General features: G+C 38.9%; 25 protein-coding genes and 1 pseudogene. 3 read left to right on the top strand and 23 right to left on the bottom strand.

The annotated features are described in order from the left end of the window. Positions 1-9: 9 nt before the first annotated feature. The 13 genes from G602_RS0112095 to G602_RS0112035 form a co-directional block, all read right to left on the bottom strand. A complete protein-coding gene (locus G602_RS0112095) occupies positions 10-810 on the bottom strand; it encodes a hypothetical protein (protein WP_026659239.1) in 801 nt (266 codons plus the stop codon). Between the two features lie 343 nt (positions 811-1153). Next, positions 1154-2269: a hypothetical protein gene (locus G602_RS0112090; protein WP_026659238.1), complete on the bottom strand. Its 1116-nt coding sequence runs from the start codon at positions 2267-2269 to the stop codon at positions 1154-1156. Positions 2270-2353: 84 nt separating this feature from the next. Further along, complete coding sequence (locus G602_RS0112085; protein ID WP_026659237.1) at positions 2354-2914, bottom strand: SMI1/KNR4 family protein; 561 nt, start codon at positions 2912-2914, stop codon at positions 2354-2356. Beyond that, a complete protein-coding gene (locus tag G602_RS0112080; RefSeq protein WP_242835597.1) occupies positions 2911-3339 on the bottom strand; it encodes a hypothetical protein in 429 nt (142 codons plus the stop codon). Before G602_RS0112080 ends, G602_RS0112085 begins: the two co-directional genes overlap by 4 nt. A 30-nt stretch (positions 3340-3369) precedes the next feature. Beyond that, positions 3370-3810: an NUDIX domain-containing protein gene (locus tag G602_RS26400; RefSeq protein WP_044931982.1), complete on the bottom strand. Its 441-nt coding sequence runs from the start codon at positions 3808-3810 to the stop codon at positions 3370-3372. A 186-nt stretch (positions 3811-3996) separates the two neighbouring features. Continuing rightward, positions 3997-4614 carry a DNA-directed RNA polymerase subunit alpha C-terminal domain-containing protein gene (locus G602_RS0112070; RefSeq protein WP_026659234.1) on the bottom strand — a complete coding sequence of 206 codons (618 nt, stop codon included), beginning with the start codon at positions 4612-4614 and terminating at the stop codon, positions 3997-3999. 73 nt (positions 4615-4687) lie between these two features. Continuing rightward, positions 4688-6505: a leucine-rich repeat domain-containing protein gene (locus G602_RS0112065; protein ID WP_026659233.1), complete on the bottom strand. Its 1818-nt coding sequence runs from the start codon at positions 6503-6505 to the stop codon at positions 4688-4690. An 82-nt stretch (positions 6506-6587) separates the two neighbouring features. After that, positions 6588-10781, bottom strand: a complete 4194-nt coding sequence (locus tag G602_RS0112060; RefSeq protein ID WP_026659232.1) for an InlB B-repeat-containing protein — start codon at positions 10779-10781, stop codon at positions 6588-6590. A 502-nt stretch (positions 10782-11283) separates the two neighbouring features. Further along, positions 11284-11421, bottom strand: coding sequence for a hypothetical protein (locus tag G602_RS30430; protein WP_155829846.1), 138 nt, complete (start codon positions 11419-11421; stop codon positions 11284-11286). 199 nt (positions 11422-11620) lie between these two features. Further along, positions 11621-11857 carry a hypothetical protein gene (locus G602_RS0112050; protein WP_026659231.1) on the bottom strand — a complete coding sequence of 79 codons (237 nt, stop codon included), beginning with the start codon at positions 11855-11857 and terminating at the stop codon, positions 11621-11623. Positions 11858-11939: 82 nt separating this feature from the next. Then, a complete protein-coding gene (locus tag G602_RS0112045; protein WP_026659230.1) occupies positions 11940-12272 on the bottom strand; it encodes a hypothetical protein in 333 nt (110 codons plus the stop codon). A 77-nt stretch (positions 12273-12349) separates the two neighbouring features. Next, positions 12350-12568, bottom strand: coding sequence for a helix-turn-helix transcriptional regulator (locus G602_RS0112040; protein ID WP_044931973.1), 219 nt, complete (start codon positions 12566-12568; stop codon positions 12350-12352). Positions 12569-12582: 14 nt separating this feature from the next. Continuing rightward, positions 12583-12990, bottom strand: coding sequence for a hypothetical protein (locus G602_RS0112035; RefSeq protein WP_026659228.1), 408 nt, complete (start codon positions 12988-12990; stop codon positions 12583-12585). A 380-nt stretch (positions 12991-13370) separates the two neighbouring features. On the opposite strand from G602_RS0112035, the pseudogene tnpA reads away from it, so the two are divergent. The 3 genes and pseudogenes from tnpA to G602_RS31455 all read left to right on the top strand — a co-directional run bounded on the left by tnpA (position 13371) and on the right by G602_RS31455 (position 15149). Further along, positions 13371-13800 (top strand): annotated as a pseudogene (tnpA, locus tag G602_RS0112030) (IS200/IS605 family transposase). Next, positions 13800-14276: a hypothetical protein gene (locus G602_RS31460; protein ID WP_242835595.1), complete on the top strand. Its 477-nt coding sequence runs from the start codon at positions 13800-13802 to the stop codon at positions 14274-14276. The pseudogene tnpA and the gene G602_RS31460 overlap by 1 nt, the downstream one beginning before the upstream one ends. 45 nt (positions 14277-14321) lie before the next feature. Continuing rightward, positions 14322-15149 carry a hypothetical protein gene (locus G602_RS31455; protein ID WP_242835593.1) on the top strand — a complete coding sequence of 276 codons (828 nt, stop codon included), beginning with the start codon at positions 14322-14324 and terminating at the stop codon, positions 15147-15149. Between the two features lie 189 nt (positions 15150-15338). On the opposite strand, the gene G602_RS26390 is transcribed toward G602_RS31455, so the two are convergent. From G602_RS26390 to G602_RS0111970, 10 genes are all read right to left on the bottom strand, one after another. Beyond that, positions 15339-15956 (bottom strand): hypothetical protein, encoded by a 618-nt coding sequence (locus G602_RS26390; RefSeq protein ID WP_044931970.1) that lies wholly within the window; start codon positions 15954-15956, stop codon positions 15339-15341. Between the two features lie 224 nt (positions 15957-16180). Next, positions 16181-17326 carry an LPD16 domain-containing protein gene (locus G602_RS30965; protein ID WP_026659225.1) on the bottom strand — a complete coding sequence of 382 codons (1146 nt, stop codon included), beginning with the start codon at positions 17324-17326 and terminating at the stop codon, positions 16181-16183. Continuing rightward, a complete protein-coding gene (locus G602_RS31740; RefSeq protein WP_256374976.1) occupies positions 17307-17438 on the bottom strand; it encodes a hypothetical protein in 132 nt (43 codons plus the stop codon). Before G602_RS31740 ends, G602_RS30965 begins: the two co-directional genes overlap by 20 nt. Before the next feature lie 42 nt (positions 17439-17480). Further along, a complete protein-coding gene (locus G602_RS0112005) occupies positions 17481-17675 on the bottom strand; it encodes a hypothetical protein (RefSeq protein WP_026659224.1) in 195 nt (64 codons plus the stop codon). A gap of 655 nt (positions 17676-18330) precedes the next feature. Then, positions 18331-18747: a single-stranded DNA-binding protein gene (locus G602_RS0111995; RefSeq protein ID WP_026659223.1), complete on the bottom strand. Its 417-nt coding sequence runs from the start codon at positions 18745-18747 to the stop codon at positions 18331-18333. 220 nt (positions 18748-18967) lie between these two features. Beyond that, positions 18968-19168, bottom strand: coding sequence for a hypothetical protein (locus G602_RS0111990; protein ID WP_026659222.1), 201 nt, complete (start codon positions 19166-19168; stop codon positions 18968-18970). Between the two features lie 40 nt (positions 19169-19208). Continuing rightward, positions 19209-19451: a hypothetical protein gene (locus tag G602_RS0111985; protein WP_026659221.1), complete on the bottom strand. Its 243-nt coding sequence runs from the start codon at positions 19449-19451 to the stop codon at positions 19209-19211. Positions 19452-19507: 56 nt separating this feature from the next. After that, complete coding sequence (locus tag G602_RS0111980) at positions 19508-21466, bottom strand: hypothetical protein (protein ID WP_026659220.1); 1959 nt, start codon at positions 21464-21466, stop codon at positions 19508-19510. A gap of 13 nt (positions 21467-21479) precedes the next feature. Further along, a complete protein-coding gene (locus tag G602_RS0111975) occupies positions 21480-23129 on the bottom strand; it encodes a hypothetical protein (protein ID WP_026659219.1) in 1650 nt (549 codons plus the stop codon). 159 nt (positions 23130-23288) lie between these two features. Beyond that, a complete protein-coding gene (locus tag G602_RS0111970; RefSeq protein ID WP_026659217.1) occupies positions 23289-24146 on the bottom strand; it encodes a hypothetical protein in 858 nt (285 codons plus the stop codon). Between the last annotated feature and the right edge of the window lie 232 nt (positions 24147-24378).

Raw genomic sequence — 24378 nt, 5'->3', positions numbered from 1 at the left:
CAGCTCCTTTCATGGCTTTATCATCGCTATGATTGCCTGGGTTCCATTTTTGTCTTCCATCGTCCCCAATATATGATCATACCCATCATAAGCAACAAAATATTTAAGGTCCATCTCCACCGCACCATCAGCATGGAGCACATTGTTGGCATACGTTCCATATAAATAGCTGTTATCCGCTTCACCCAAAGATACTTCCGGATTATTGTAATAGTGCGCCCAGTACCACTCAAAAGTACATACTACATTGTCAGGATTTCCTGAAATATCAACGTATAACAAAAAATCAGCCTCTTCGCCCGACTCATTTTGGGGATCGTTATGGATATATACCCTCCACTTGCCTTTTAACCTTTCAAAATCATCAAATTTTTCGGCCTCTTCAGGAATTCCGTTTACAAGGATTCCCGCATTAAACCAATCAAAATCCTTCATTGTCATCTTGGGTTGTATACTCTCTTCCCAATCCGCGGGGTTGTAGGAATCTGATGAATCATAATGGGAATTGTCATTGCCCTGCTCCCCAATTGCCTGATTATCAGTTCCCTGATTATCCCCTAAAAGCCAATCTTCGGTAACAGCATTCTTCCCTGTGCTTTCACTAAAAACATCATTCCTATAATCATTTTTATCTATATCATTACTTTCTGAGTAATAATCATTGGCAGCCTCTTCGGAGTATTCTTCATTTGCTATCCTCGAGCTTTGGTAATCATCTCTGTCTTCTTTCTTTGCAAAGGCAGAAGTAAGAATTACTACTAGCAATGCTATATCTACTATTGCAATACATATATTGAATGCTTTCTTCATTTGGAACCCTCCTAATTACATTCAAAGAACCATAATGGCAGAATTCCTTCCTACCAAGCACAAACAGACCTATGATAATTATCTCTCCTTCCTGTAAAAACATGATAAAACCGCCCTAAAAATAAAATTAAAAAAATAGCTAAATCACTTTGTTCTGCTTTTTGTGGTCACACCTTGCCAGAGCTTTAAATTCAAGTTTTCGATAACAGTAAAAATTATTGACTTACTAGATACAGAAATGCATATTCTAAAAAAGGAAGCAACCAGTCTGATTGCTCCCTCATAAATCTAAATTATCATAGAAGTTCCATATTTACAGATAATTTTTGATAGTCTCATGCGATTAGAACTTAGCATACTGCACAAGATCAACGTCCCATATGCTTGTGTCACCATTATTCACATATTCACCTATCCTTTGACTGATAACCATTGTAACAGGAAGTTTAACTGTTTTATCATCATTATCTCCATGAATGTTCAGATTAAAAGTAATCAAGATATTATCTGTCGAATATGGACTGACTTCATCAGCATATTCTTCCATTTCTGAAAAGGCAATGTTTATCTTTTTCTCATCCAAAGAAACAACATGTATATTCTTCTTAATATTTTTTTCCTTATATTTGCATATTGTTTTTAAATAAAAATATTGTTCTGGTTCCTCCGAAGAATAGCAGAAATATGCAGTAAAATTAGATATTTCTATATCAGAAAGAACAGCATTTCCTGAATTTTTCAAACAAAAAGATATAACATAACCTTTCTCATCCAGCAAATCATAATTAGTTTTTTCGATATTACCAGTAAAGTCAAAAACATTATCCAAAAATAAATGCTTGTCTTCAAACCTTGATATAAAGACCTCCTGATTTTCGGGAATAATAGCCTGTAATTCTTTATTTTTTAATATGGATAATATTTCGAGTTCTTTATCCCGCGTTTCTTCCAAGCGTTTCTTCATATCATCAGGAAAATTAAATTCTTTCTTTTCAAGGTCAATTATCTTTTCATATGTTCTTTGTGCATATCTCTCCAGTTTTTTGAAAAGAGCCCTTTCTCCCTTACTAACGTCTTTCAAAATCACCTCAGAACATTTATATACAAATATCTTATATCTACTAAAACTCTCAGCATCATCTATAAGATCCGCATAACCATTATTTTTACAAAACTCTTCATATCTTTCTTTCAATTGTTCATCAGTGCAAGATATATCTATATCTTCCTTTGAAATTAGCTTTATTAACTCTGCCTTGTAATTATTATCTTCAGATATTCCTTTAATAGCATCATTTATGGCTTTATCGATAGCTGCCTTATGCTCAATATAACCTCTTCCCTCGCTGATATAATCCTTTGCCTTGTCAGATGCTTTACCCTTAATGTAATCACCAAGTTCTGAAGTCAATTTCCCTTCAATGGAGACAAGTACTCCTGTTGTTAAAAAACCTATCATTGTCATTTCCTCCCCGTTTAAATTTTTTGATATGAAATTTTCTCTCTGAAAGCTTACAGAAAACACTAATTGTAGACTGGAATGTTATTCATTCCTTGTACGTTTTTGAAATTCTTTGATACTCTCCACCAAATCATCATCCAATTCAATTTTTACAGTAGATAAATCAATAGTTTTCTCGTTCTCTTCTTTTTCAAATCCATTGATAAATTCTTCAAAAGACTCCGCAACCATCACAAAATTGTCTTCATCCCTGTCATGAAACCAGAACCATATTGACCCATCTTGTTTATTCATGCATGCCAGATCCCCACCAGGCAGATCAGCAATAGGAATAACATCATCCATTACGACATCTGCCCAGTCTTTTATCTCGTCAAAAATGTTCCCCAAGCAGTCCTGCAATCCGAATAACATGTCCACCATGTATTGCTCCATATTTCCATCATCATCCTTGCATATGAACCAGTAATCATCTTTAACATAGTCATTTCCATGATGCTTAAGAAAATAAGCATAATACTCATCATAGTGAACTCCATAATTATCAAAAAAGGCCTTTACCTGATCATCTGTCTTTTCTGTAAGATCATGAAGAGTATCATCTAAAACTTCCTGTAGTTTATTCAAAAATCTATCGTTCATTTTGCATCCTTTCCTGTCTCTTCTTGTCTTTTTACGCGCTGTACTCTATCACGTATGACAACTACAACCGAGCCAACAGCAAATGCGTTAAGCACAACGATTGCATATACCATAACCACAAACGCTGCAATTATCGGAACTTCATCTGCCATCTGAATACGATAATAGTAATAATATGCAAAAATAATCATCCCCAGGATACAAGATAAAAAAAGCATCAGTGATGATAACAAGTATTCTTTCATATTCTTTGATATAAGCGCATTAATGATACCAAGAACAACTACCAAAACCAGTGGTGCTCTATGCAGAATGGTTTCACTTTGAAAATACATCAAAAAGAACATGCCTAGTGGCAAAAGATTTAGAGATCTTAAGTATCTCAATCCTCCATATTTTTCTTTCATGTCATACCTTTCTTCCATGATGTAATCCTCAGTTATTCTTTCCTCAAACTATAGCCTATCCCATGCCTTTAGCATGTTTTTGGCCATCTCAAAATCTTTAATTGCATCCTCCCTGTCATAAGTGAAATTCTCAGGAACATCTTCGAACAGTTCTATTCTCTCCATCTCACTTTCCGGAAGTTCTCCAAGAGAGTGTGCTATTGCCAGGAAAAACCGACCATTGTTTTTGTGGATTCCATCATCCCAAGGCTGCTCATAATCCCATAAAGGTATTATTTCGCAGTCAGTAATCCCTGTCTCCTCATATAATTCTCGCTTTGCTGCCTGCATCGGGGTTTCGCCCGGTTCCACATGACCTCCAGGGTTTTCGAAACTTTCTCTGCGTTTGTGAAAACAAAATACCCACTTATCTTGATATCTGGTAAGCACCACAACAAACTCGATATCTGAAAGCTGCCCCAAAAAATAATTCTTTTTCCTATATACCATATCTACCATTCCCAAATCAGTATGCTAATTAAATCTCATTTTCAAATTATACAGAAAAAGGATACTGATTGCCTACAATAAACAATCAAGTTTGAAATGGATATATACAAACTTAAAACATAAAAAGAGATGTATGATTGTAACCATACACCTCTGCATATCTTATGAACACCAGTTATTTTTCGATCAGTTATCTTCTATATAAGTGATAAGTTCACTTATTTCCTTCGTTTTCCAGCCCTTTTCAGATAAAGAAGCCCTGATGTTGTCCTTATGCCTCTGGCTGAGCTTCAGCTGATTTTCGGAATCCCACAAAAACCATGTTTTAAAGATTATCTCGTTATAGGACGCTTCTCCCAAATATCTGAGGTTTTTGAGGTTTGCACGTCCAAACTTCCGTATGTCATCCAGGGTATTTATGTCATTACGTATAAGAGCTCGCAGAGATCTGCTTGTTAAATGAAGATCCTCAACGGAAGAATTCATGACAAACTTTTCATATCCGAAGATAAGTCCTATATAGTAGCTTTCAATAAGCCTCTTTAGATCTTGCCTGAGTATACTTGAAGCCTTCATGTTTGTATATCCTCTGTCCTTGCCTATATTTTTAAATGTCCGTCCGAGTTGAAGACGTTCTATAAGGATGCTCATGAATTCGTCATATTTTATATAATCCACGATACACATAAGACCTTTTTCTTCATCCGCCGACATTGTATCAGGCATAGGAAGTCCCATTTCAAGACATAATTCCCTGTAAAAATTTAACGGAAAAGGATATGCACTCTGAAGTTTATTCTTCATACTCGGCTCCTTTCACTACTGACGCGAATATATGGCTATATTATTTCAAAGAGTCTCTCACGCGCGTGCGTTTTCACCCCTTTTTAAATTTATATTTTGCTTTCTTGGCCCCTGCTTTCCTAAGCTTTTTAACCACCTTATCATACATCTTCTTACCCTTACAGATAACCGTGATCTTCGCGTTTTCTTTGATTCCCTTGAAACTTCCGCTCCCTACTGATTTAACGTTGTTCGCCCTTATGCTGATCTTATTAAGGTTCTTACAGTTATAAAAGCATCTTTTCCCGATCTTTGTAACTCCAAGAGGGATACTTACATTCTTAAGAGACTTGCATCCATTAAAAGCATTATCACCTATAGCATTAACACAATATATTTTGTCTTTATAATTAATACGTTTTTTTATCTTAACGTTCTTTACTTTCTTATTTATGGGAGAAATATATGTGACTTCGTTTTTTCCACTAAGCATATAACGTCCATCACCTGATATTATTATGCTACCAATATTTAAGTCTTCTCTCTCATTACCTGCATCTATTGAAGCTGAAGGTTCTGATGATGTAGGATTATATCCATTATCTTCGCGGGTTGTCTCATTACTCCCTTCACTTTCTTCAATTTGACCCTCATTTTGATCTGTATTTGCATTGGGTTCCTCATTTTGGTCTGTATTTACATTGGGTTCCTCGTTTTGGTCCGAGTTTACATTGGGTTCCTCGTTTTGGTCTGAGTTTACATTGGAATCCTCATTTTGATCTGTGTTTTCATTGGGTTCCTCATTTTGGTCTGAGTTTACATTAGGTTCCTCATTCCTATCCGTACACAGATAATCGTATGTATATAATGTACCATTTGCCATCGGCATATCAGTACCTATATACTTCCGAACATGACTTACACCTTTTATCGGGCTTTCAAAATTGGTGGTTGTCTGATTAAAGAAAATATGTTTATCATCTTCTGACTGGTCATCCCAGGTTACATCAACCTCGTACCACTCTCCATCTAGGCTTGCAATATTCCATGCATGTCCGACATAAACACCATCCCTGTTACCACTTCCTACAACAACCTTGCAATCTATTCCAATACCATCAAGAATATATGCGAATGCCTGAGCATAACCATCACATACACACTCATTGAGACATAAAGCCCCATAGATGCTGTGTCCAATATCATATGGTGCATTTCTATCGGTTCTCAATGCACATACTTTATCATATGTAATATTTTCCATAAGTGCATCATGTATTGCCAATTCGCTGTATGGCTTTTGATTATCAAGCCGTAATCTTTGAATAAATGCATTCCTTGCATTTTTTACCTGCGCATTAAGGGATTCAAAATCGTAGTTTCCTGTCGCCCTCATATAACAGTATATTTTGTAATCTGACTCCCCATCGTCGTATGTATTAATTGAATAGGTATAACATATTTCACTTAATGATAGCTCTACCCTGTCCATATGGTCATATATTAATGCCCACCTCACTCGGTTTAGGGTCTCGTTTGGAATGTTAGAAGAATCTCTATTTTCGAATACAATTACATAATCTCTCGATGAAGCAATCTGGCCATATTTAAGAATACTATCAGATGCTTTCATTACCGCATTATATATCTGCTTTTCTTCATCATTTAACAGTGAATAATAATATCCTGTATCTGTGGCCCGAGCCCCCCGCATCATTTTTCTCGTCGGAGACAGTGTATCCATCTGTGTGTTAACAGGTACTACCCTGTAATCAACCCATCCAATCTCACTATCCATGTGCAGTTCTTCTGCATTCACATTTAACGAAATGAAACTGTAGACAGCCATCAGGAATATTAACCCTAAAAAAACTATCGTTATTCTCTTTTTGAAATCGCAAAATATATTCATTCAACTATCACTCTTTAATAAGGGGAATGCCCAATAGCATTCCCCTATAAAACAATCATACTTTTAGTATAAGCGCTTGGATTTAATTACCGTCTTCAGCAGTAACGTTTTCTGATCCTTCTGTTATGGATTCAGAACTATCCCCAGCCTCTGTTTGTTCTGTTGAAGGTTCTTCAGACTGCTCTCCTGAATTTGTATCATTAGAAGATTGGTCATCATTTGATTCCTCAGTAGTCTGTCCGGCATTTGATTCCTCAGTAGTCTGTCCAGCATTTGATTCCTCAGTAGCCTGTTCAGCATTTGATTCCCCAGTAGTCTGATCATCATTTGATTCTTCAGTAGTCTGTTCTTCATCTGATTTCTCAGAAGTGTCTTCGTTTTCATTATTCTTGTCGTCAGAATTTCCATCAGCTGGAACTACATTTTCGTCATTCTGTGATTCCTCAACTTCAGGTTCAACAGTTTCAGTCTGGTCGGGCTCAGTTACATCATCGCCAGTAACTTCTGCTTCATCAGCATTTTCCTCTGTACCATCACTATCCTTCTCATTCTCGATGCTCTTTCCAATTTCAGCAAGATCAGACTGAACATAGTCATCACCATCTGATTGAAGAACAAATGATCCATCAGGCTTCTCATAATAGCTCATGGTATTAACAGGATTTACCATACCTGTTGTAGCATCATAATCAAATACATGCCATACTGTTCCTTCATACTCTGTGGGAACATAGAATGTATCAGTATAAACGACTTCGCCATCTTTCATGATTTTCAGGTCAACATATGCTCCAGAAAGTCCTAATGCATTATTGTTTGTTGATCCCCTGTTTGAATAGTTATGGATATAGAAGCTGTAAACTCCCCTATTATTCATCTGGCGAACAGTGGTTGTTTCAGGACCATAACTAGATGTATCATCAACATCCAAATCTGCAATCCGGGTATTATTATAGTTGTAGTTTTTACTACTGTACCAGGTATGGAACCTATTTGAATAATTATCCACACAAGGTCCGAACAGATGTGAATCCAGGTCAGAAGGAGTCGCTCCCCAATGGAGTGTAATAGCCATTGATGCGCCATCTATTCCGGAAACAGCATTTGTAGGATACATAGATACTCTTACTACAGTATTCTTTCTGTTAACCATAGAGAAGTTCTTTGATGTTCCAATAAAGCCATCCTTACTAAATGCAATAGTATAGTATCCAGCCGGTAATGACATACTGAAATCAGACCTGTCAAATGTACCAGAATAAAGTACTTCTCCAGTAGTATTATTTCCGCCGCTTCTTATCTCGTACTGAACACCATTGATTGCCATAGCATTTGTTGAATTGAGGATGTTTCCAGTCAATGTTCCCCAGCCATCAGAATCGCCACCTGTAGAATTTCTGTCTATCATCATGGCAACTTCCATAAACTTTGTGGACCCCTGCTCAATAGTTACTGTCGATTCAAACTTGAGATATCCTGTAACCCTTGTGACAATTTTGTAGTTGCCAGATGCAAGATCATTAAAGCTGTACTTACCGTTAGCATCAGACATTTTGCTTCTTATCAGCAAATTATCCTTATAAAGTTCAATCTTTGCATCCTTAAGCTTTGCCTGTGTTGAGGCATCCTGCACATAACCTTCAAGTACGCCCATTCCAAACGTACATTCATCAACGATAACGCCGTTCTCCACGTGGAGCTTTTGCCTGTAAGGATTATCATCATCGTTTTTAAGTGGCTCAAATGATGTTTCAACATCCAGCCAATCCAGTACCTTTCCAACTGCAGAATCTGAATCAAGACCATGCTTGAAATAGAAATATGTTATTACTTCACCGCAATATAGGGTATCGGAAGCTCGCTCATGTGCGGTGAATGAAGCGTTAAGTCCCATACCACCTTCACAGTTGTAACCTACGATATAAATAAGCTCAAATGCACGAAGCTCAGCTCCAAGGCCTACTCCAGCTTCCAGACTTGCCTTTATTTCAAGTGTTGTAAGATCCTTCTTAAAGTCCTTTATCTGTCTTCCTCTGCCATTGACATAATGGTAACCTTCCAGCATGTCGAATGTGTAGCCAACATGTATCTCACCCTGAGCGCTTACGTTACATGACAATACAATGTCTACGGTAAGTCCTGTTGTTCCGATAGCAAAAGGAACTCTTCCAAGTTCGAACTGACCACCCTTGTAATCATTGTTTCCTGTAGCAAGCTGATATACAGAACCAACTCCATTGTTGGTAATTGTACCGTCAAACTTAAGCTCCTCTGTAATCTGAAGCATAAACTCGTTGACTTTTCTCTGTCTTACATTCATGTCAATCTTTGCCATGATTTCTGGTATGCTGACATCAATATCAACCTTGGCCTTGGTATTATCTCCAAGATCATAGTCAAATGAACTATGTATAACAGAGCCTAATGAAGTAGTTGCTGTTTTATTTATATGCCCATCAAGCCAGCTGTTAAGTGCTCCATCATTTTGCTCGACTGTCATTGTTACGCCTTCAGCAGGCTGAATATCTCCTACTACAGCTGTTGCATATCCACTATAGTCAATTGTTGTGAATACATCCTCTACCTCAGGTGCTGTTCCAGTAAGAACATAATCAGAATCAGTAGTACTTACACTGTTAACAAGCAGTGCAAATCCAGCAGGATGCTCACTATTTTCAGGCATGAGCGCTACCTTGCCTTCCTGTATATTTGCAGATAGGCTGCCGGTGCTCTTAGGAATATAAACTGTGTATCCACCTGCTGTTTCCTCAACACGATAGGAAGTAACATTTTCAAAATCCTCTCTGACAACACTTGCTGTATATTCAGATCTATCTCCCATCTGTGCATTTTCTACCCTAGTTGCTGCATCTGCCTTAGCATAACTATCCTTTATCGCTTTGAGGTCTGTCTCATTGGCTGCTGTCTTAGGAGCAAATATCTTTCCATTTGCACCATTTTTTGTATTAAGTATTCCTTCTTCTATTGCAACATAAGTCTGAGGCTTATACTGAACATCATCCCAGTCCGCACAGGGTGCTGAACTCGGAAGATTTTCCTCATAACCTAAGATCTTGACTATAACATATGCTGCAAATTCTCTAGTTGCGGGCTCTGAAGGATGGAATAAAGCAACATCCTCCTCGTTTTCCATATCAGCGCTAGGAAGCACACCATATCTCTGGGCAGTCTCTATCGCAATAGCATATTCTGTACCTGCAGTATCACCATAATAGTAATTAATCTCATTGGGATCTGTGTTAAGGTTCATTCCTGCCATATCAGCAATGATTGCAACCCACTCGCCTCTTGTATAGGATGATCTTGAAACAATATTCACCCACTTAGCATACAGTTTTATGTCAGAATTAATTGGCGTAGAAAAATCAAACCTGTTCTGACAAGCATTATCTATATGCCATCCGTCAAACGTATATCCTTCTTTAGTGGGAGCCGCAGGAATTGATACTTTTCCGCCTGCAGGCACTTTCTGAGAAGCTACATTTGTTCCTCCGTTAGTAACGAATGTAACCGTATACTCTTTTGTTCCTCCCTGCAGCTGATTTCCCTGCTGTTGATTCTGCTGCTGATTTCCCTGCTGTTGATTCTGCTGCTGTTGATTATCCTGCTGCTGATTCTGCTGCTGTTGATTATCCTGCTGCTGATTATCCTGCTGCTGATTATCCTGCTGCTGATCTTCCTGCTTTTGATCTTCCTGCTTTTGATCTTCCTGCTTCTTGTCAGAATCCTTGTTCTCTTTTACAGTTACCAAGCATTTATACTTTTTCTTGTCCTTTCCTGTAAAAGTAATTGTTGCTTCACCAGCAGAAACTGCTGTTATCTTACCCTTTTTTGTTACTGTAGCTACTTCAGGTGCACTACTTGTTACTTTAGTAGTCTTGGTACCTTTCAGCTTTATAGTCTGTTCCTGGCCGGGCTCCATCTCAATATTGTTATTCTCGATAGCGAGTCCTGCCTCAACTTTTACTTTAAAAGATTTTGTTTTCTTTCCAGCTTTTGCTGTAATAGTAGCTGTACCAACTTTACGCCCAGTTACTACACCTTTTTTGCTTACTTTTGCAATCTTCTTATTGCTACTAGTCCACTTGACCTTCCCCTTAAGTCCACCAGCCTTAAGAGTAAGTGTTTGCCCAACCGTAACTTTTTTGGTTGTTTTAGCGCTAGAACTTATTCCTGCGAAACTCAGCATAGAAACAAGAATCATTAGCGCTAGTGACAAAAGAAAAAATCTACTTTTTCTTCCCTTCTTACACATACTAACTCCATTTTCTTCATAACAACATGTTTACCGAGTAACCGTAGGCAGAAAAAGCCTTAGAATATCATATTAAAAACTGAACCCCTATGTCTTTTCTCCCTACCTTTTAAATATCTATCCTTCTTTTTCTCCTCCCTCCCCTACTTCACCTCAAATTTCTCAGATTAAGTAGATTGTTATTTGGTTGTCAATGTCTGATTTAACTTAATCAGTTTTTGGCGCACCGTCTGACATTTTATTACTCGTTAGCTGCTGCTGTCAATCACGTTTTTCTCACATAAAACAATTAAATAACACAGTGTGAGCTTATTTTCGTGTTAGTTATTAACTCTCCGTATAAAATGATTTAAAAAAAATTTTTTTCATAAAATCGAATCATCGCTAAACTTTTTTTGCATTTGCGAATATATCATTATTACATTATTTACTTTGCGTATTTACGCTAATTTGCAGACCGAGCTGAAGACGTTCTATAAGGATGCTCATGAATTCAGCATATTTAATGTAATCCACTATGCACATTAGGCTTTTTTTCATCCTCTGACATGGTATCAGGCATTGGGAGTCCCATTTCAAGGCAGAGCTCCCTGTACAGATTTAACGGAAAAGGATATGCACTCTGAAATTTGTTCTTCATACTCAGCTCCTTTCACTACTGATGCGAAAAAATGGGTACATTATAGAATACTTATCCAGAAATAGACAAAAATATATCCTTGACCAATATGGTCATTAGTAGCAAAGCAAAAACCAACAAAGTCAAACAAAAAAATGCGACATAAAAATACCAGACGCTATTAGAAAAACCTGCAGCGTCTGGTATCAAAGCTTCATCATCATGTCTCAGCACCGTTTATCTTAAATGCAATAATCAAATCCCCGTCGAGGTGTCTTTTGGATTCCTCATCCGGATCAATAGATTCAATCACGTAAAAATTGTCACGTATGCTCTTTTGAAATTCTGCCAGAGCATTCCATGCCTTTTTTGCAACACTTATTGCCTCTTTCTTTGTACCAAATTCCTGGACAAACAGTTCGCCGGTATTTTTACAGTCTATGCCTATGTACTTCATAGCTAATCCTCCTTAAGAACTCTACATATAATATGTAATGATTGCTATTTTTCCTATAAAGGTGTCTTGTATTCCTTTTTATTTATAAGCTTTTCTTTTTCTTGATTCGTTTAATACACCAATCAATGAACAGTAACACACAAGCTGTAACTATTACAAAAATAATTTCTTTACCAGTAAAAGGCTTACTAAGTGCGCTACATATAGTTCCTACAATGCTGATACCGTAATGACGTGCCATCATTTTAGCTATCTCTAGGCATATAATACTTATAGAGAACAACATCATATGCATCTTTTCCTTGTTCGCTTTCTTTATATCTATAGCACTAAACCGCTTAAAGCCACTTATTATTACTCCTACGATACAGCCAATAATGATAACATCCACTAAAAAGTCTTTTCCCAGTCCCATGCTTGTCCTCCAAAATCAAATTATTTATTCATCTAATGTATCCAAAAATGAATCTTTATTATCACATACAGCCTTTTTTAATTATCATCCTCTTCCATCAGATCATCAAAAAAGAATACTTCTTCTACCTGCTTATCAAATACCTTCGCAATTTTCATTGCAAGTTTTAGTGATGGATTATACTTTCCATTTTCAAGACTTGTGATGGTTCCTCTTCTCACACCCACCAATTCAGCAAGATCATTCTGACTCATCTTTTTTTCTCGTCTCAATTCATGTATCTTGGTCTCCAGCATAAATATCGTTCCTCTTATTCGTCCACTTTCTCAAAAATGTTAAAAAGCAATCCATAGAGAATGCCGCCAATCCCCGCAACAATGTACAGGATCTGTTCTACAGAAAGAACCTTCTGAACAGAAGAGCCAAAAACACCTATCGTAATAAGAAGAAGCAGTATGAAATTCAGTGTAAGATCACCGGCTCTTCCTATATGCCTTGTATACATCTCATCTGTTGCTTCTTTTTTTATAAAGTTAGTACCCAAAACAAGAACTGACATTATCACGGCAAATGCAGCAATAACTACTCTGAAAGGCTCATTCTCAATTGAGTAGGATACTGCCATCAGGATAAATGATAATCCCCAGAGCATGTTCTTGTAGCCCACTGCAGCCTGGAGTGAAAGGGGTTTACTTATCAGTCCGGTTGATGATTTCATATATACTCACCTCCTGTATTATATTTCGTACAAATGTAATATATTTCGTTCATTTGTATTAAATATATTACATCGCATATCAAATTGTCAACATACGGTATAAACCGGTTCAAAAGGTTCAAAAAGCAAGAACTTTTTTATGACAGATTTTTCAGATCGGATGGAATCTAAATAGCCAGAAATATACCTATGTTGACAGATATGGACTTAAAGATGACAGTCATAGACTTTAAGCAGACAATTATAGACTTTAAGTAGACAGTTTATGCTTCTGATAGTCATCTGATTGAAAAAATCGGGCGGCGCATTCTCGTGACTTCAGTCGTGAGTTAGCCGCCCCTTTGATTGAACATATGTTCTGTACATGGTATAATTTATATATGGACAAAACTATTTTAAATTATTGCGGATAGCAACTTAACATATGGTAGAGGATATGTCTATTCCATACAATATCACATAGTATGGTGTACCAAATACAGAAAAAAAGTTCTTGTAGATGGCATCGACAACCGCCTAAAAATATATCTTAAGCAGATTGCATTTGATTATGATTTCAGGATAATTGCAATGGAAGTAATGCCTGACCATGTCCATATACTGGTAGACTGCAAGCCACAGTTTTATCCATCTGACATGATAAAAATCATAAAGGGTAATACTGCAAGATGGCTTTTCCAGTATTATCCGAAGCTTAAGGATTCATTATGGGGTGGTCATTTATGGAATCCTTCTTATTGTATTGTCACTGTGAGTGACAGAAGTCTTGCAAAGGTCGAAGAATATATAAGATCCCAAAAGGAACGCTGATGAAACTCATCTCCACGTACTCGGTAAAAATAAAAAACTATAATAACATTTTTAAGCAGTCAGTCCTGCTCTACCGCAGAGCTGTGGATTTCTATCTGTCTCTCATTTTGTCTGAATGGGATGCATTTTCAGGAATTACTCAGATAAAAGCTGTAAACATGGCAGAATCCCTGTCTGTAAGATCAGATAAACGCCCTATTGTTAAGTATGACTTTTCAAGAAAGTTTTATAAATTTCCATGCTACTTAAGGCGCGGTGCAATAGCTGAGGCCTTTGGAAAAGCATCTTCATTTATGAGTAGTGTTGATAACTGGGAGAATGCTGATACAAGGACTCGCGGAGAAAAACCGTCTTATCCAAAAGCTGGCTACGTATATCCTGCTCTTTATCGTGGAAACATGTTTATAAGGACAGATGATTACACTTCTCAGATAAAAGTGTTCCGCAACAATACCTGGGACTGGATAGATGTCTAACTCAAAAAAAGCGATGTTGATTATATCAGACGTCACTGCAGCAGTATGAAGGAATGTGCTCCAACACTTCAAAAGCGCGGCAAACAGTGGTTCCTTGATTTTGCATTTGAGCAGGAAACAAAACTTGTTGCTACAAAGGTTATGGATCAGGTGATCCTGGCTGTAGATCTTGGTATTAATAGCTCCTGTACCTGTTCTGTCATGCGTTCGGATGGCACGGTCTTGGGGAGGAGATTTCTTCATCTCCCCAGAGAATACGACTGTCTGGAGCATAAGATAGGACATATCAAGAGAGCCCAGCGCCATGGATCATACAGCACACCGAATCTTTGGGCTTATGCAAGAGGCGTAAATGATGATATTGCAGTAAAGACCGCAAATTTCATCATTGAGCATGCACTGTTGTATGATGTGGACTGTATAGTGTTTGAGCACCTTGACCTTGGCAAAAAGAAACGTGGTTCGCATAAGCAGAAGCTTTCACTCTGGAAAGCCCGCTACGTACAGCAGATGGTGACGCATAAAGCCCATGCAAACTGTATTCATATATCTACCATAAATGCCCGGGGAACAAGCTTTCTTGCCTATGATGGCAGCGGTCGGGTCCTTAGAGGTCACGATTCTGAGCGTTGTAACAGCTACAGTGTATGTGAATTTAGTAATGGGAAGATCTATAACTGTGACCTGAATGCAACTTATAACATAGGGGCACGTTATTTTGTGCGTGAACTTTTAAAGTCCTTGCCCGCAAGGGAGAGGCAGCGCATCGAGGCAAAAGTCCCTGGATGTGCGAAGATAAGCACCTGCACTTTGGCTACACTAATTAGCTTAAATGGAGAATTATGTTCTGCGGAACGTAGTATCGCTGTATAAGCTGTATTTATAGTCAAATAGTTCATGCCCTAGAAAACGGGGTATGGAAGCACGCGACTTTAGTCGTGTGAGGCTTCACAATAAGTTGCCATTTCATTACCACAAATAAGGGACAATCACTCACATTGACAGTCCCTAGAATATTTAGGTAAAAATATCACATTCGATCCTTGATTTTTTGCTTTATTGTTAATCTGTAACTTCACCATCAGCTTCTGCTTCATAGAGTCCAAGATATGAAACAATCTTGAATTCAGGATTATCAAGACTAAGATCTCTGAACCAAATATCACCATCGCCGATACTTGCTCCCTGGTAATTAGCCCATAGATCAGCAATAGTCCAAGACTGAAGCTTAGCGAGTGTCTCTTCATCAAATCCCTTTTCATTAGCGTACGAAACAAACTCTTCTTTATTCTTGCAAAGATTGCCTGACTCCTCAGAACCGATCGGATAGTCGATCATATCTCCGATAGTGTCCCAATCCTTAGCATTTGTCGCATCAACAATTTTCTGTGCATATGCCTCAACATCCGCACTGCTTGCACTTGTAAAAACAGAATAATCAACTGCCACTTCTTCATCAGTAGTTTTATCATCTCCTGCTTCAGTATCCGCAACCTCTGTTGAATCCTGAGTATCTGCCCCTGTTACATTTTCTTCCTGAACTTCTGCTTCTGTTGTATCTTCTACTTGAGTCTCAACGGCCTTTTCTGTTTCGACTGTACTGTTTGAAGAATCACCACAAGCAATAAGCATGATACTCATAGATGTAGCAAAACACATAGATATTATTCTTTTTTTCATAATATTTTTCTCCTTTTTTCATACTATGTGTGGCATTCTATCACAGATTCACATAAAAAGTGTGTATTATCGGTGAAGTATTGCCCTCTTCCACATAAAATAAGGCCCTTCCTGTACCAGAAAGAGCCTTAACTTAATACTTATATCATAAAAATTAGCTAATATATCTATTTTATGTATTTATGTCACACATAGTTATATATTTACATAATTACATAATGGTATTACCCTGCATATTTCTCTTTAAGCTCAGGGTCAGAACAAACGATAACCTTAGCGGCTTTCCTTACATTCTCATCCTTAGAGTTCCTTACAAGAAATACCAGGTTTTTCGGAGCTGTTTCATAGATATCTCCAAGAGTCATGCCCTGATAATTGCCGCAGTCAGCACTGATCGCCTTTGCAATCTCAATTGACATGTCCTCTTCTTTATCCTTAACAGCCTCCGGTTTTGTCTCGACTACAGGAAGTTCTGTCTCCGGAGTAATCGCAGCTGCTTTCTGCACCCTGTCCTCAAGGTCTTCAAAGCTTACTCCCTTGATGGTCTCAGCAGAAAGCCCTGCATCCTTTAAGATTTCTTCTGAAGCAGCCTTAATCGTAAGGTCAGGATTTTCAAGCACTCCGCCATCCAGCAGATGATATGACAGGTCATAAAATGAATAATCAAATCCTGTTTCACATCTGTGGATCGAAAAATACTTCTTTCCAAGCTTCATGGCAAGCTCGTTCTTATCAGGCTCGCTTTCCTTTGCTGCTTTCTTTGGCTTTGGGATAGGCATTCCGGATTTGGAATACTTCTTTTCCTCTGTTTTCTCAGAAGAAGGCGCAGCCTCTCTCTTTTCTTCCTTGGGCAGCTCTTTTTCATCCAGGTTTTCTTCCGGAGTGAATACATCTCCATAGAATTCAAGACCGATGCCTGCATCATAGAGCGCTCTGGATTTTGCACCACCTATTACCGTGGATTTCCATTTCGAAGTCCTCTCAGATTCGTCCATGAAGACACCGGGCATAACCTCATTCAAAGACAGGCAGTGGAAACCATGTCCGAGCACCTTCTTAGTACCATCCTCTGCAAATGATACGAGATATACATTGGCACAACACACTGTTACATCGCCTATCTTCTCAAAGTAGACATCCTCTTTGTCAGTATACTCAAAAGAAGTATTGAAAAGGCCAAACACTATCTTCTCAATCATCCTCTTGTACTGAAGCGGGATATATCTTGATCCGCGACTGTCTTCCTTGGAAAGGTAGTATAGGTTTGTCAGAACATCTTCCTCAGTTCTTATTTCTGAAGGACAACCGTTCTCCTTCATTGCTGGTGATAATAAATTGGTGATCCAATTCTTAACAATTATCTTCTCCATCTTTGTTCTCTCCTCTCTTTATTATGTTCTCAAGACTTTTTACTCCGTAAAATAAAAGCTCAAGTCCCATTGCACCTACTAAAATCTCAACCCCAGTAGTTAGTATTTCCATTATCTTGTCTCCTCGTCATATGTATTTGGAAAAGGATGTATTTCACTTTATAAGGGAACTGATTGCTGCAATAAGTGCAGCCAGTCCGGTTATGATAGCTGCGATTGCCTTAATAAGCTCAACAACATCCAGGTCCTTTTTCTGCTTCGCCTTTGAACCGGATTTTGACTTAGCCTTAGGTTTTCCCTTGGCTTTAGGCTTGTCCGAAGTCTTAGGCTTCTGCTCTTTCTTTGTCATAACGTGTTACCTCTTTAAAAAGGCCATCCCCGGAGCGGGACGGTCACAATAGTAAACCGGTATCCCTCTCCCAGGCGGTCCTTCCTTAAGGCGGTAGGCTTTCCTTTAAATCTCACGATTTTGCTTTCTGCTTTTTAGTGGCTTTCAGCCAGGAGTCTTAAAATAAAAATCCCAGGATAAGGCCCCCTAAAGTCAGCAAAAATGCAGCGCATATCTTTGACATCCATTTTCTTATCGTGATAGAATCAAGCTACTAGGGAGTGGCTAGACTCCCCCGTGACTTAGATCCTGTAACGAAGAAAGCTCTTTATAGCAATGGCGATGTTTTTTACATCTTTTACCATTGTTACAAAGGCGTAATCCTCTTTACACGATTACTATTCTTTGGTGAAGAATTAGGATTCTTTTTCTTAGCCTCTGGCTTGGACGAAGAATCCTTTTTCTTGTATTTAGCATCAGTCCTGCTTTGCTTACCTGAAAATGATATTAAGGATGCTGATGGCGATCGTCGGTAAGACAAAAAATCCCACCAGGATGCATCCTATTGATATGAATATTTCCACCATGTTTATCCTCATAATTTCTGTTTTTGAGCATAGAAAAAGGGAACACTTTCGCATTCCCTTTACTTGCTGTTATGAAGTTGCTTCTCTGATCAGTTGAATGGCAGCTCATCGTCAATTCCTTCAGGAATATCCATAAAGCCGTCATCATCAGGATCCGCTGCAGGCTGTGAACTGCCTGTGCTGTTGCCCTGAGAAGCGTTCTTGCTCTCCGCAAAATCGATCTTGTCAGCCTGGAAGTCATATGTATAAATCTTCCTTCCGTCCTTCTCATAAGAGCTTGGTGTCACATGGGATTCAAGTTCAATCTTCATTCCCTTGTGAAGGTATTTCTCTGCGAATTCTCCAAGCTTTCCAAAGGCAACCACATTGATATAACCTGTGTTGTGCTCTTTGTCCTGCTTGTCGATTGCAAGTGAAAATCTTGCGACCGCCCTGGGGTTTTCACCCTGTGTATACCTTACCTCAGGATCCTTGGTAAGCCTTCCAGTAAATAGACATTTGTTCATCATTTTTTTCCTTCCTCCTTATTGTATAGGTTTATTGTGCTGTCATAAGCAGAGGTGCTAATAGAGGGAATAAAAAATCCGCTAAGCGAAAAGCTTAACGGATAATACTTGCCACAATTATCAACTATTAATAACTACTTATAACATTATTAATTATAATATCCGTAATATTATATGTCAATAAATATATTCCCATGCCGCCATATCAGTTAAGGCATCCTCAGCCCTTATACAGCTTAAATCCCGGCATTATGATCATAAGCGCCAGGCGGCTTAAAAAATACCTGCTGGCTAATCCAAAAATGACTGTAAAAATAAGTACCCATACGACTGTCCATGCCATATCCTTAAAAGCGTTCGTCTTGTTATCTTCTTTCTGTTCTTTGGCAGCAACACCACTTACATCCGCATTCACATCCATAATAACCCCCACTTGCCTGATACATTAACAGTTACGTTTTTCAGAATTTCACGATGACACCTTCATTTAAGTCCTTCTTTTCTTCTTCATGAAGTCCAAAATATCTGCACTTCTTGTTGAATGTGATCGTAAAATCCTTATGGATCGTCACTTTCCTTCTCTTATCCACAATACCCCACTGGCTTTTAAAGACACCTTCCCCCGTAAATTCGATATACACAGGCTCAGTATCATCAAGAGATGTAATATCTACAGGATAGAGTTCTATGCCGCTTACAACCATGTCCTTTTCACCCCTTCTTTTCTAAGGCCCGGTCATCAGCCGGGACCCGCATATATTTAGTTGACTCCAAAAATACCCGGTGAATACTTATCCTTTACTGATTTTTCAAGGTCTATCACGACCACGTCACCCTCTTCAAAACTCGTGATCGGTGTCGGATCCCCTGCAATCGGAGCTGTATTAAATCCTTCAGTCTCCCACATGTCTCCTCCGGCGCTTCCGCCCTCGTAACGCAGATGTCCTTTTCCGTTCTTATAAGTCCTGATATTGAAGTTGACTATAAGGTAGCCGCTTTTTTCAAATACCGGGTCATCTTCCTTTATCCCAAGTCCTCCATTGGCCGTAGCCATATATGTTTCCATATCAAAACCGGGATGCTTGTTAAGGTCAACTATGAAAAGATCTGATGGAATATAAAACTGTCCGTACCAGGTCTGCATTGAAGTCCTGAACCTTTCAGTATCTTCTGGGAGCCATTCCGTATCTGCCGCATCATCATGGTCAAGGTCGGAATACCTTGAAACACTTTCAAATTCGAGAGGTGTTTCATGGGTATTCCAGCTAAGCTGCTCCCATTCTCCTGAGTAGAGCCTTAGGTGCTGGTCAAGGATGATATGGCTAAGGCAGTATGTCATCCCGCTCTTTCCAAGCACCTTCTCAGAAGTAAGTGTATCCATCCCTGACAGACCAAACTTGTCATTGTACTGTTCAGCCGTGAAAGTACTCCAGTCTCCGAAGTGGTATTTCCTTGCTGCCCCGCCATTTTCACTGTCGGTCATGTCCTTTGTGTAATACGCGCCTTCCTGCATCTTTGAACCGATATTTGTGCTCATCCAGTTGGAGGTAAGCGTATCCCTTGATGAGCCATATTCTATGTAGGAGCCGCTTCCGTCCGGATTGTTGTAAAAGGCCTTTATGTGGTCATGGTCTACTTTATTTCCATGATTATCCACATAAGTAAATGTCGGGATAATATCAACCTTGTCATTTTCATTCCAAAGGTTTGCTATCGTCTTAAGCTCAAATGAGAATGTCTGCCCCTTCCAGAGTGCGCCCTGCTCGGTAAACTGCGATGATTTACCATCTGTAAGTGTTATGGTGTTTATCTCAGGCCATGCCCCTGTAAGACTTCCATCAACAAGATACCTTATATTGTCTTCGCCAAACCTGTTCTTTGTTCCTGCCTTCTTCTCATTCTTTGACATCACGAAAGAGAGCTCATTACTTCCAAGGTCTGATTCTCCTGCATAGAGTGAACCATTATTTATTCCCGTGATCGTGAAGTCATATATCCATCCTGAGAGCTGGACAGGGATCTCATATGTTGCCACATATTTTGCCCCGTCATCTGCAATTACAAGGTCAAACCATATATTTCCGCTTTCCTCCTCTTCTGCATAGTGTTCTGCAAGGTCACCGTCCACGTTGATGGCTTCTACCTTATAGAAGATGCTTCCCTCATTTCCTACTTCTCCCATCTCCCTTGCATATGACGGAATATAGATAGGAGTATCTATCCAGTGATTGTCTACTGAATCAGTCCAGTGTGCAGGTCTCTTTATCCTTATCCAGTCCGTGTAGTTAGTGCCAGGCTGTAATTCATAGAAAACTCCATCGTAAAGGACTTCAAACGGGAACTTCATCCATTTATCCTGGGTATATTTGTCATATTTTGAAGGGTTTTCACCTGATTCTCCATATCCGAGAATTTCCCTGTGCTTCATGGAATCCCAGTGCATCTTATATTCTGTATCAAGCCGCAGCTGATACCATGCATCAGGGTTTTCATCGACCAGCTCCGACCTGTCCTTTCCCCCATCAGGAATGTCATTTCCATCCTCATCAGTGATCACGACAGGCGAGATGACAGGCGTATGGACGAATATCGGCTCGAACCCTTCATATCCATCTATGATATGCGCAGGGTCAAGTCCATCCACGCACTGAACCTGCACTGTCTTCAGCGAAAACACTGCTAAGGATGCGGCAAAAGCCACAATTCTTTTATATCTCATCTTCTGCCCCTCCTCAGTCTGCCTCGAATGTTGTAGCTGTTTTTGAATATGTTATGAGTCTCTGATAAAAGACCTTCATTGATGTAGGATACTGTCCGTTATCTACTGTCGGCGGGATCTGTACATGCTCTGTTCCAGTAACGTCCGCAGGATCATATGCGTGTAACGGCCTTGTTCCTGACTGCATCATGTAATCATTTACCCATGCAGCTGACTGTGTACACTGCGTATATGAACCGGGTACTTCATCAAGGAAGTTACAGCCTGATACCCAGTCGTTATTCATGAATGTATGTCCGTCAATTACAAGCTTATCGTTTCTTGTCTTTGTATTTCTTGAAATGATGTCCCTAATTGCAAGGATATCCTTTGCTGCCCTGGCATCAATATCAGGCTTCTGGGTTACAACTCCAAAGTTATACTCATTCTTGTATGTAAAGGTCCCCATCGATGCATGGTTCTTTGTATCAGCTGTCCAGTCCGGTTCCTCTGTTACCAGTTCTCCGGATGATGCTATGTCTGTATATTCATTTGTTGTAATACATGTCATTGTAACCTCATGGCTGTCGTCATAATATATATGGTCTCCAGGGTAAGCTCCGTTTGCCACATCTGCATTAGTGAAATCATATACATGCGTATCCGTAAGATACTGGAATGCTGCATATCCTGTTCCGATATCAAGGAGTCTTGATTCCGAATATGGAACGATATCTGAAATCCATAAATTATTATCAATCTGACCATCACCATTTGTATCCACAGGCAGCCAGTATCCATTATCTATCTGCCACCTGTATGTAATATAGTGGGTATATGTCTGACTTATGACCCTTGCATACACACTTGTATTTCCATACCAGCTATCTGCTAGAAAAGAATTGTCAATGTATTCACTTGATGGAATACCATCATGAAGATCAAATTCAGAAGAGTAATTACTCATTGCAAATGCAGGCTGATTGACATCAATCCCGGCATAGTGATCCATCGTGTAATCGTCTGTCACATGCTCATCAGGATACTCCTGCGGTTCCTGGATTTCCCCACTTCCGATAAGGAGATAGTGATTGAAGTGAGTATCAAGTCCCTTTTGTACATCAAATCCAAGCTGTGCCATACTAATGCCCTCTTCTGATACCCCGACTTTCTGGTTTCCATCTGAACCACCCCATCCCGGAACATTTGCAAAGGGACCAAATTCCTTTCTTAATTTGTCATCTACTGCATACATAATACAGTCCAGTTTTATGTACACTGCTGGTCCAGAACCATCTATGGCACTTTGTATTTCCTTAGCCCATGCAGGATCCATCTGCATAGCACCTGATATGATTTCATCTATCGAAATGGTAAACGTATTGTAATATGTGCTGCCTTCAAGTATCTCTGCTGCATTTGCAAGCTGATGCACGAAAAAAAGCTTTGATTCATGAATTTCCTTCGATGTCGGATCATACTTGCATCTGGTTATGGTGACGCCATCAGTGTAATACCATCTGTCAGAAGTTCTCTTCTTATCTACTGTATATATCTCAATATTGCCATCTTCATTTAAGTGGGCTTCCCATGCATATGTTTTAAGCGGAAATAATAAGATCAGGACAGAACACAAAAAGAACACCCCGAAGGCTTTACTGATACGCTTAGCCAGTGATTTCATTTTTTACTCTCCTAAATATACTATACATTTACATATAATATATCATTCAATATATTATTATTCAATATTTAATGGCAACAAAAAAAACCTATAATTTCAACAAATTACAGGCTTTCTTTCCTTATAAGGTTCACTGTGGACCTCTTTATTTTACTTAACTCAGGCTATTTTTCTTTCGCTCTTAGCTCCGTTCTTTTTGGATCTGATCATTAAAACAACCGCACCTATAGCAATAACACTAAGCAGCGCTAATCCAATATAAAGATAAGTTACAGAATACTTTGAAGGTAAAACTTCTGTGCTAAGAATCTCGCCGCATGTGGAGCATTTGACTACCTTTTCCCCTGTAGAGAATAATCCCGGCTCCTTTGTAATTTCTTCAGCTTCAACATGACCGGTTGCTGGAATCTCCTCTGTATATGAATCATCACATCCCGTGCATATATAAACTCTGGTTCCTGCGGTTGTACAGGTTGCATCCTCAGCTATAGTTGATTCATAAGTGTGTTCTATCATCGGAATCTCTTCCGTATATGAATCTCCGCATACAGTACATGTATAAGTAGTCTCACCTTTTTCGGTGCATGTTGCTTCTTTTGTAACCTCAGATGTATATTCGTGTTTACCTGTGGCTGGGATCTCTGTCCTGTATGTGTCTCCGCATTTGGAACATTTGCTTTCCATCATACCGGGTTCTGCACAGGTGGGTTCCTTAACTATAGAATCTGTATAAGTGTGTTCACAGGCTTTTACCTCTTTTTTAGGCTCCAGTAAATTACTTTCGGATGGAGCTGTTGATGAAGAACTGTTTTCTGTATTTGTAGATGGTGTAACTCCCCAGTCACTTAAATCACTTGTAGATTCATACCCTGCACTGGCTGCTTGCTCTCTGTGATTCTTTATATAGTCATCCATGCTTGTAAAGTTTGTGCAGTAAACTGTTTTGCTCGATACAAAAACAATACTTATTGCTGTAGCACACCACAGCACACACTTTAGTACCTTCTTATGTTTCATACTTATCATCCTCTATATAAATACTTATAATATTCCCTTTTCTTTAATATATGCCTTATTATACTTGTTGTCAATTTTAAGGACAAAAATGTTGGGTATTTCAAAGGCTTCTCTTAGACGGGCAAATATCGCCAAATCAGCACATATAGAATAATATCAGCACAGCTACTGTATTTTCAAGCAGTTTAAGCAAAAAATAGAAGGAATCCACATTTGAATTCCTTCTTGCTAT

The sequence above is a fragment of the Butyrivibrio sp. AC2005 genome (genome assembly GCF_000424145.1).
Lineage (GTDB): Bacteria > Bacillota > Clostridia > Lachnospirales > Lachnospiraceae > Butyrivibrio.
This window is presented reverse-complemented; position numbering and strand designations above follow the sequence as displayed.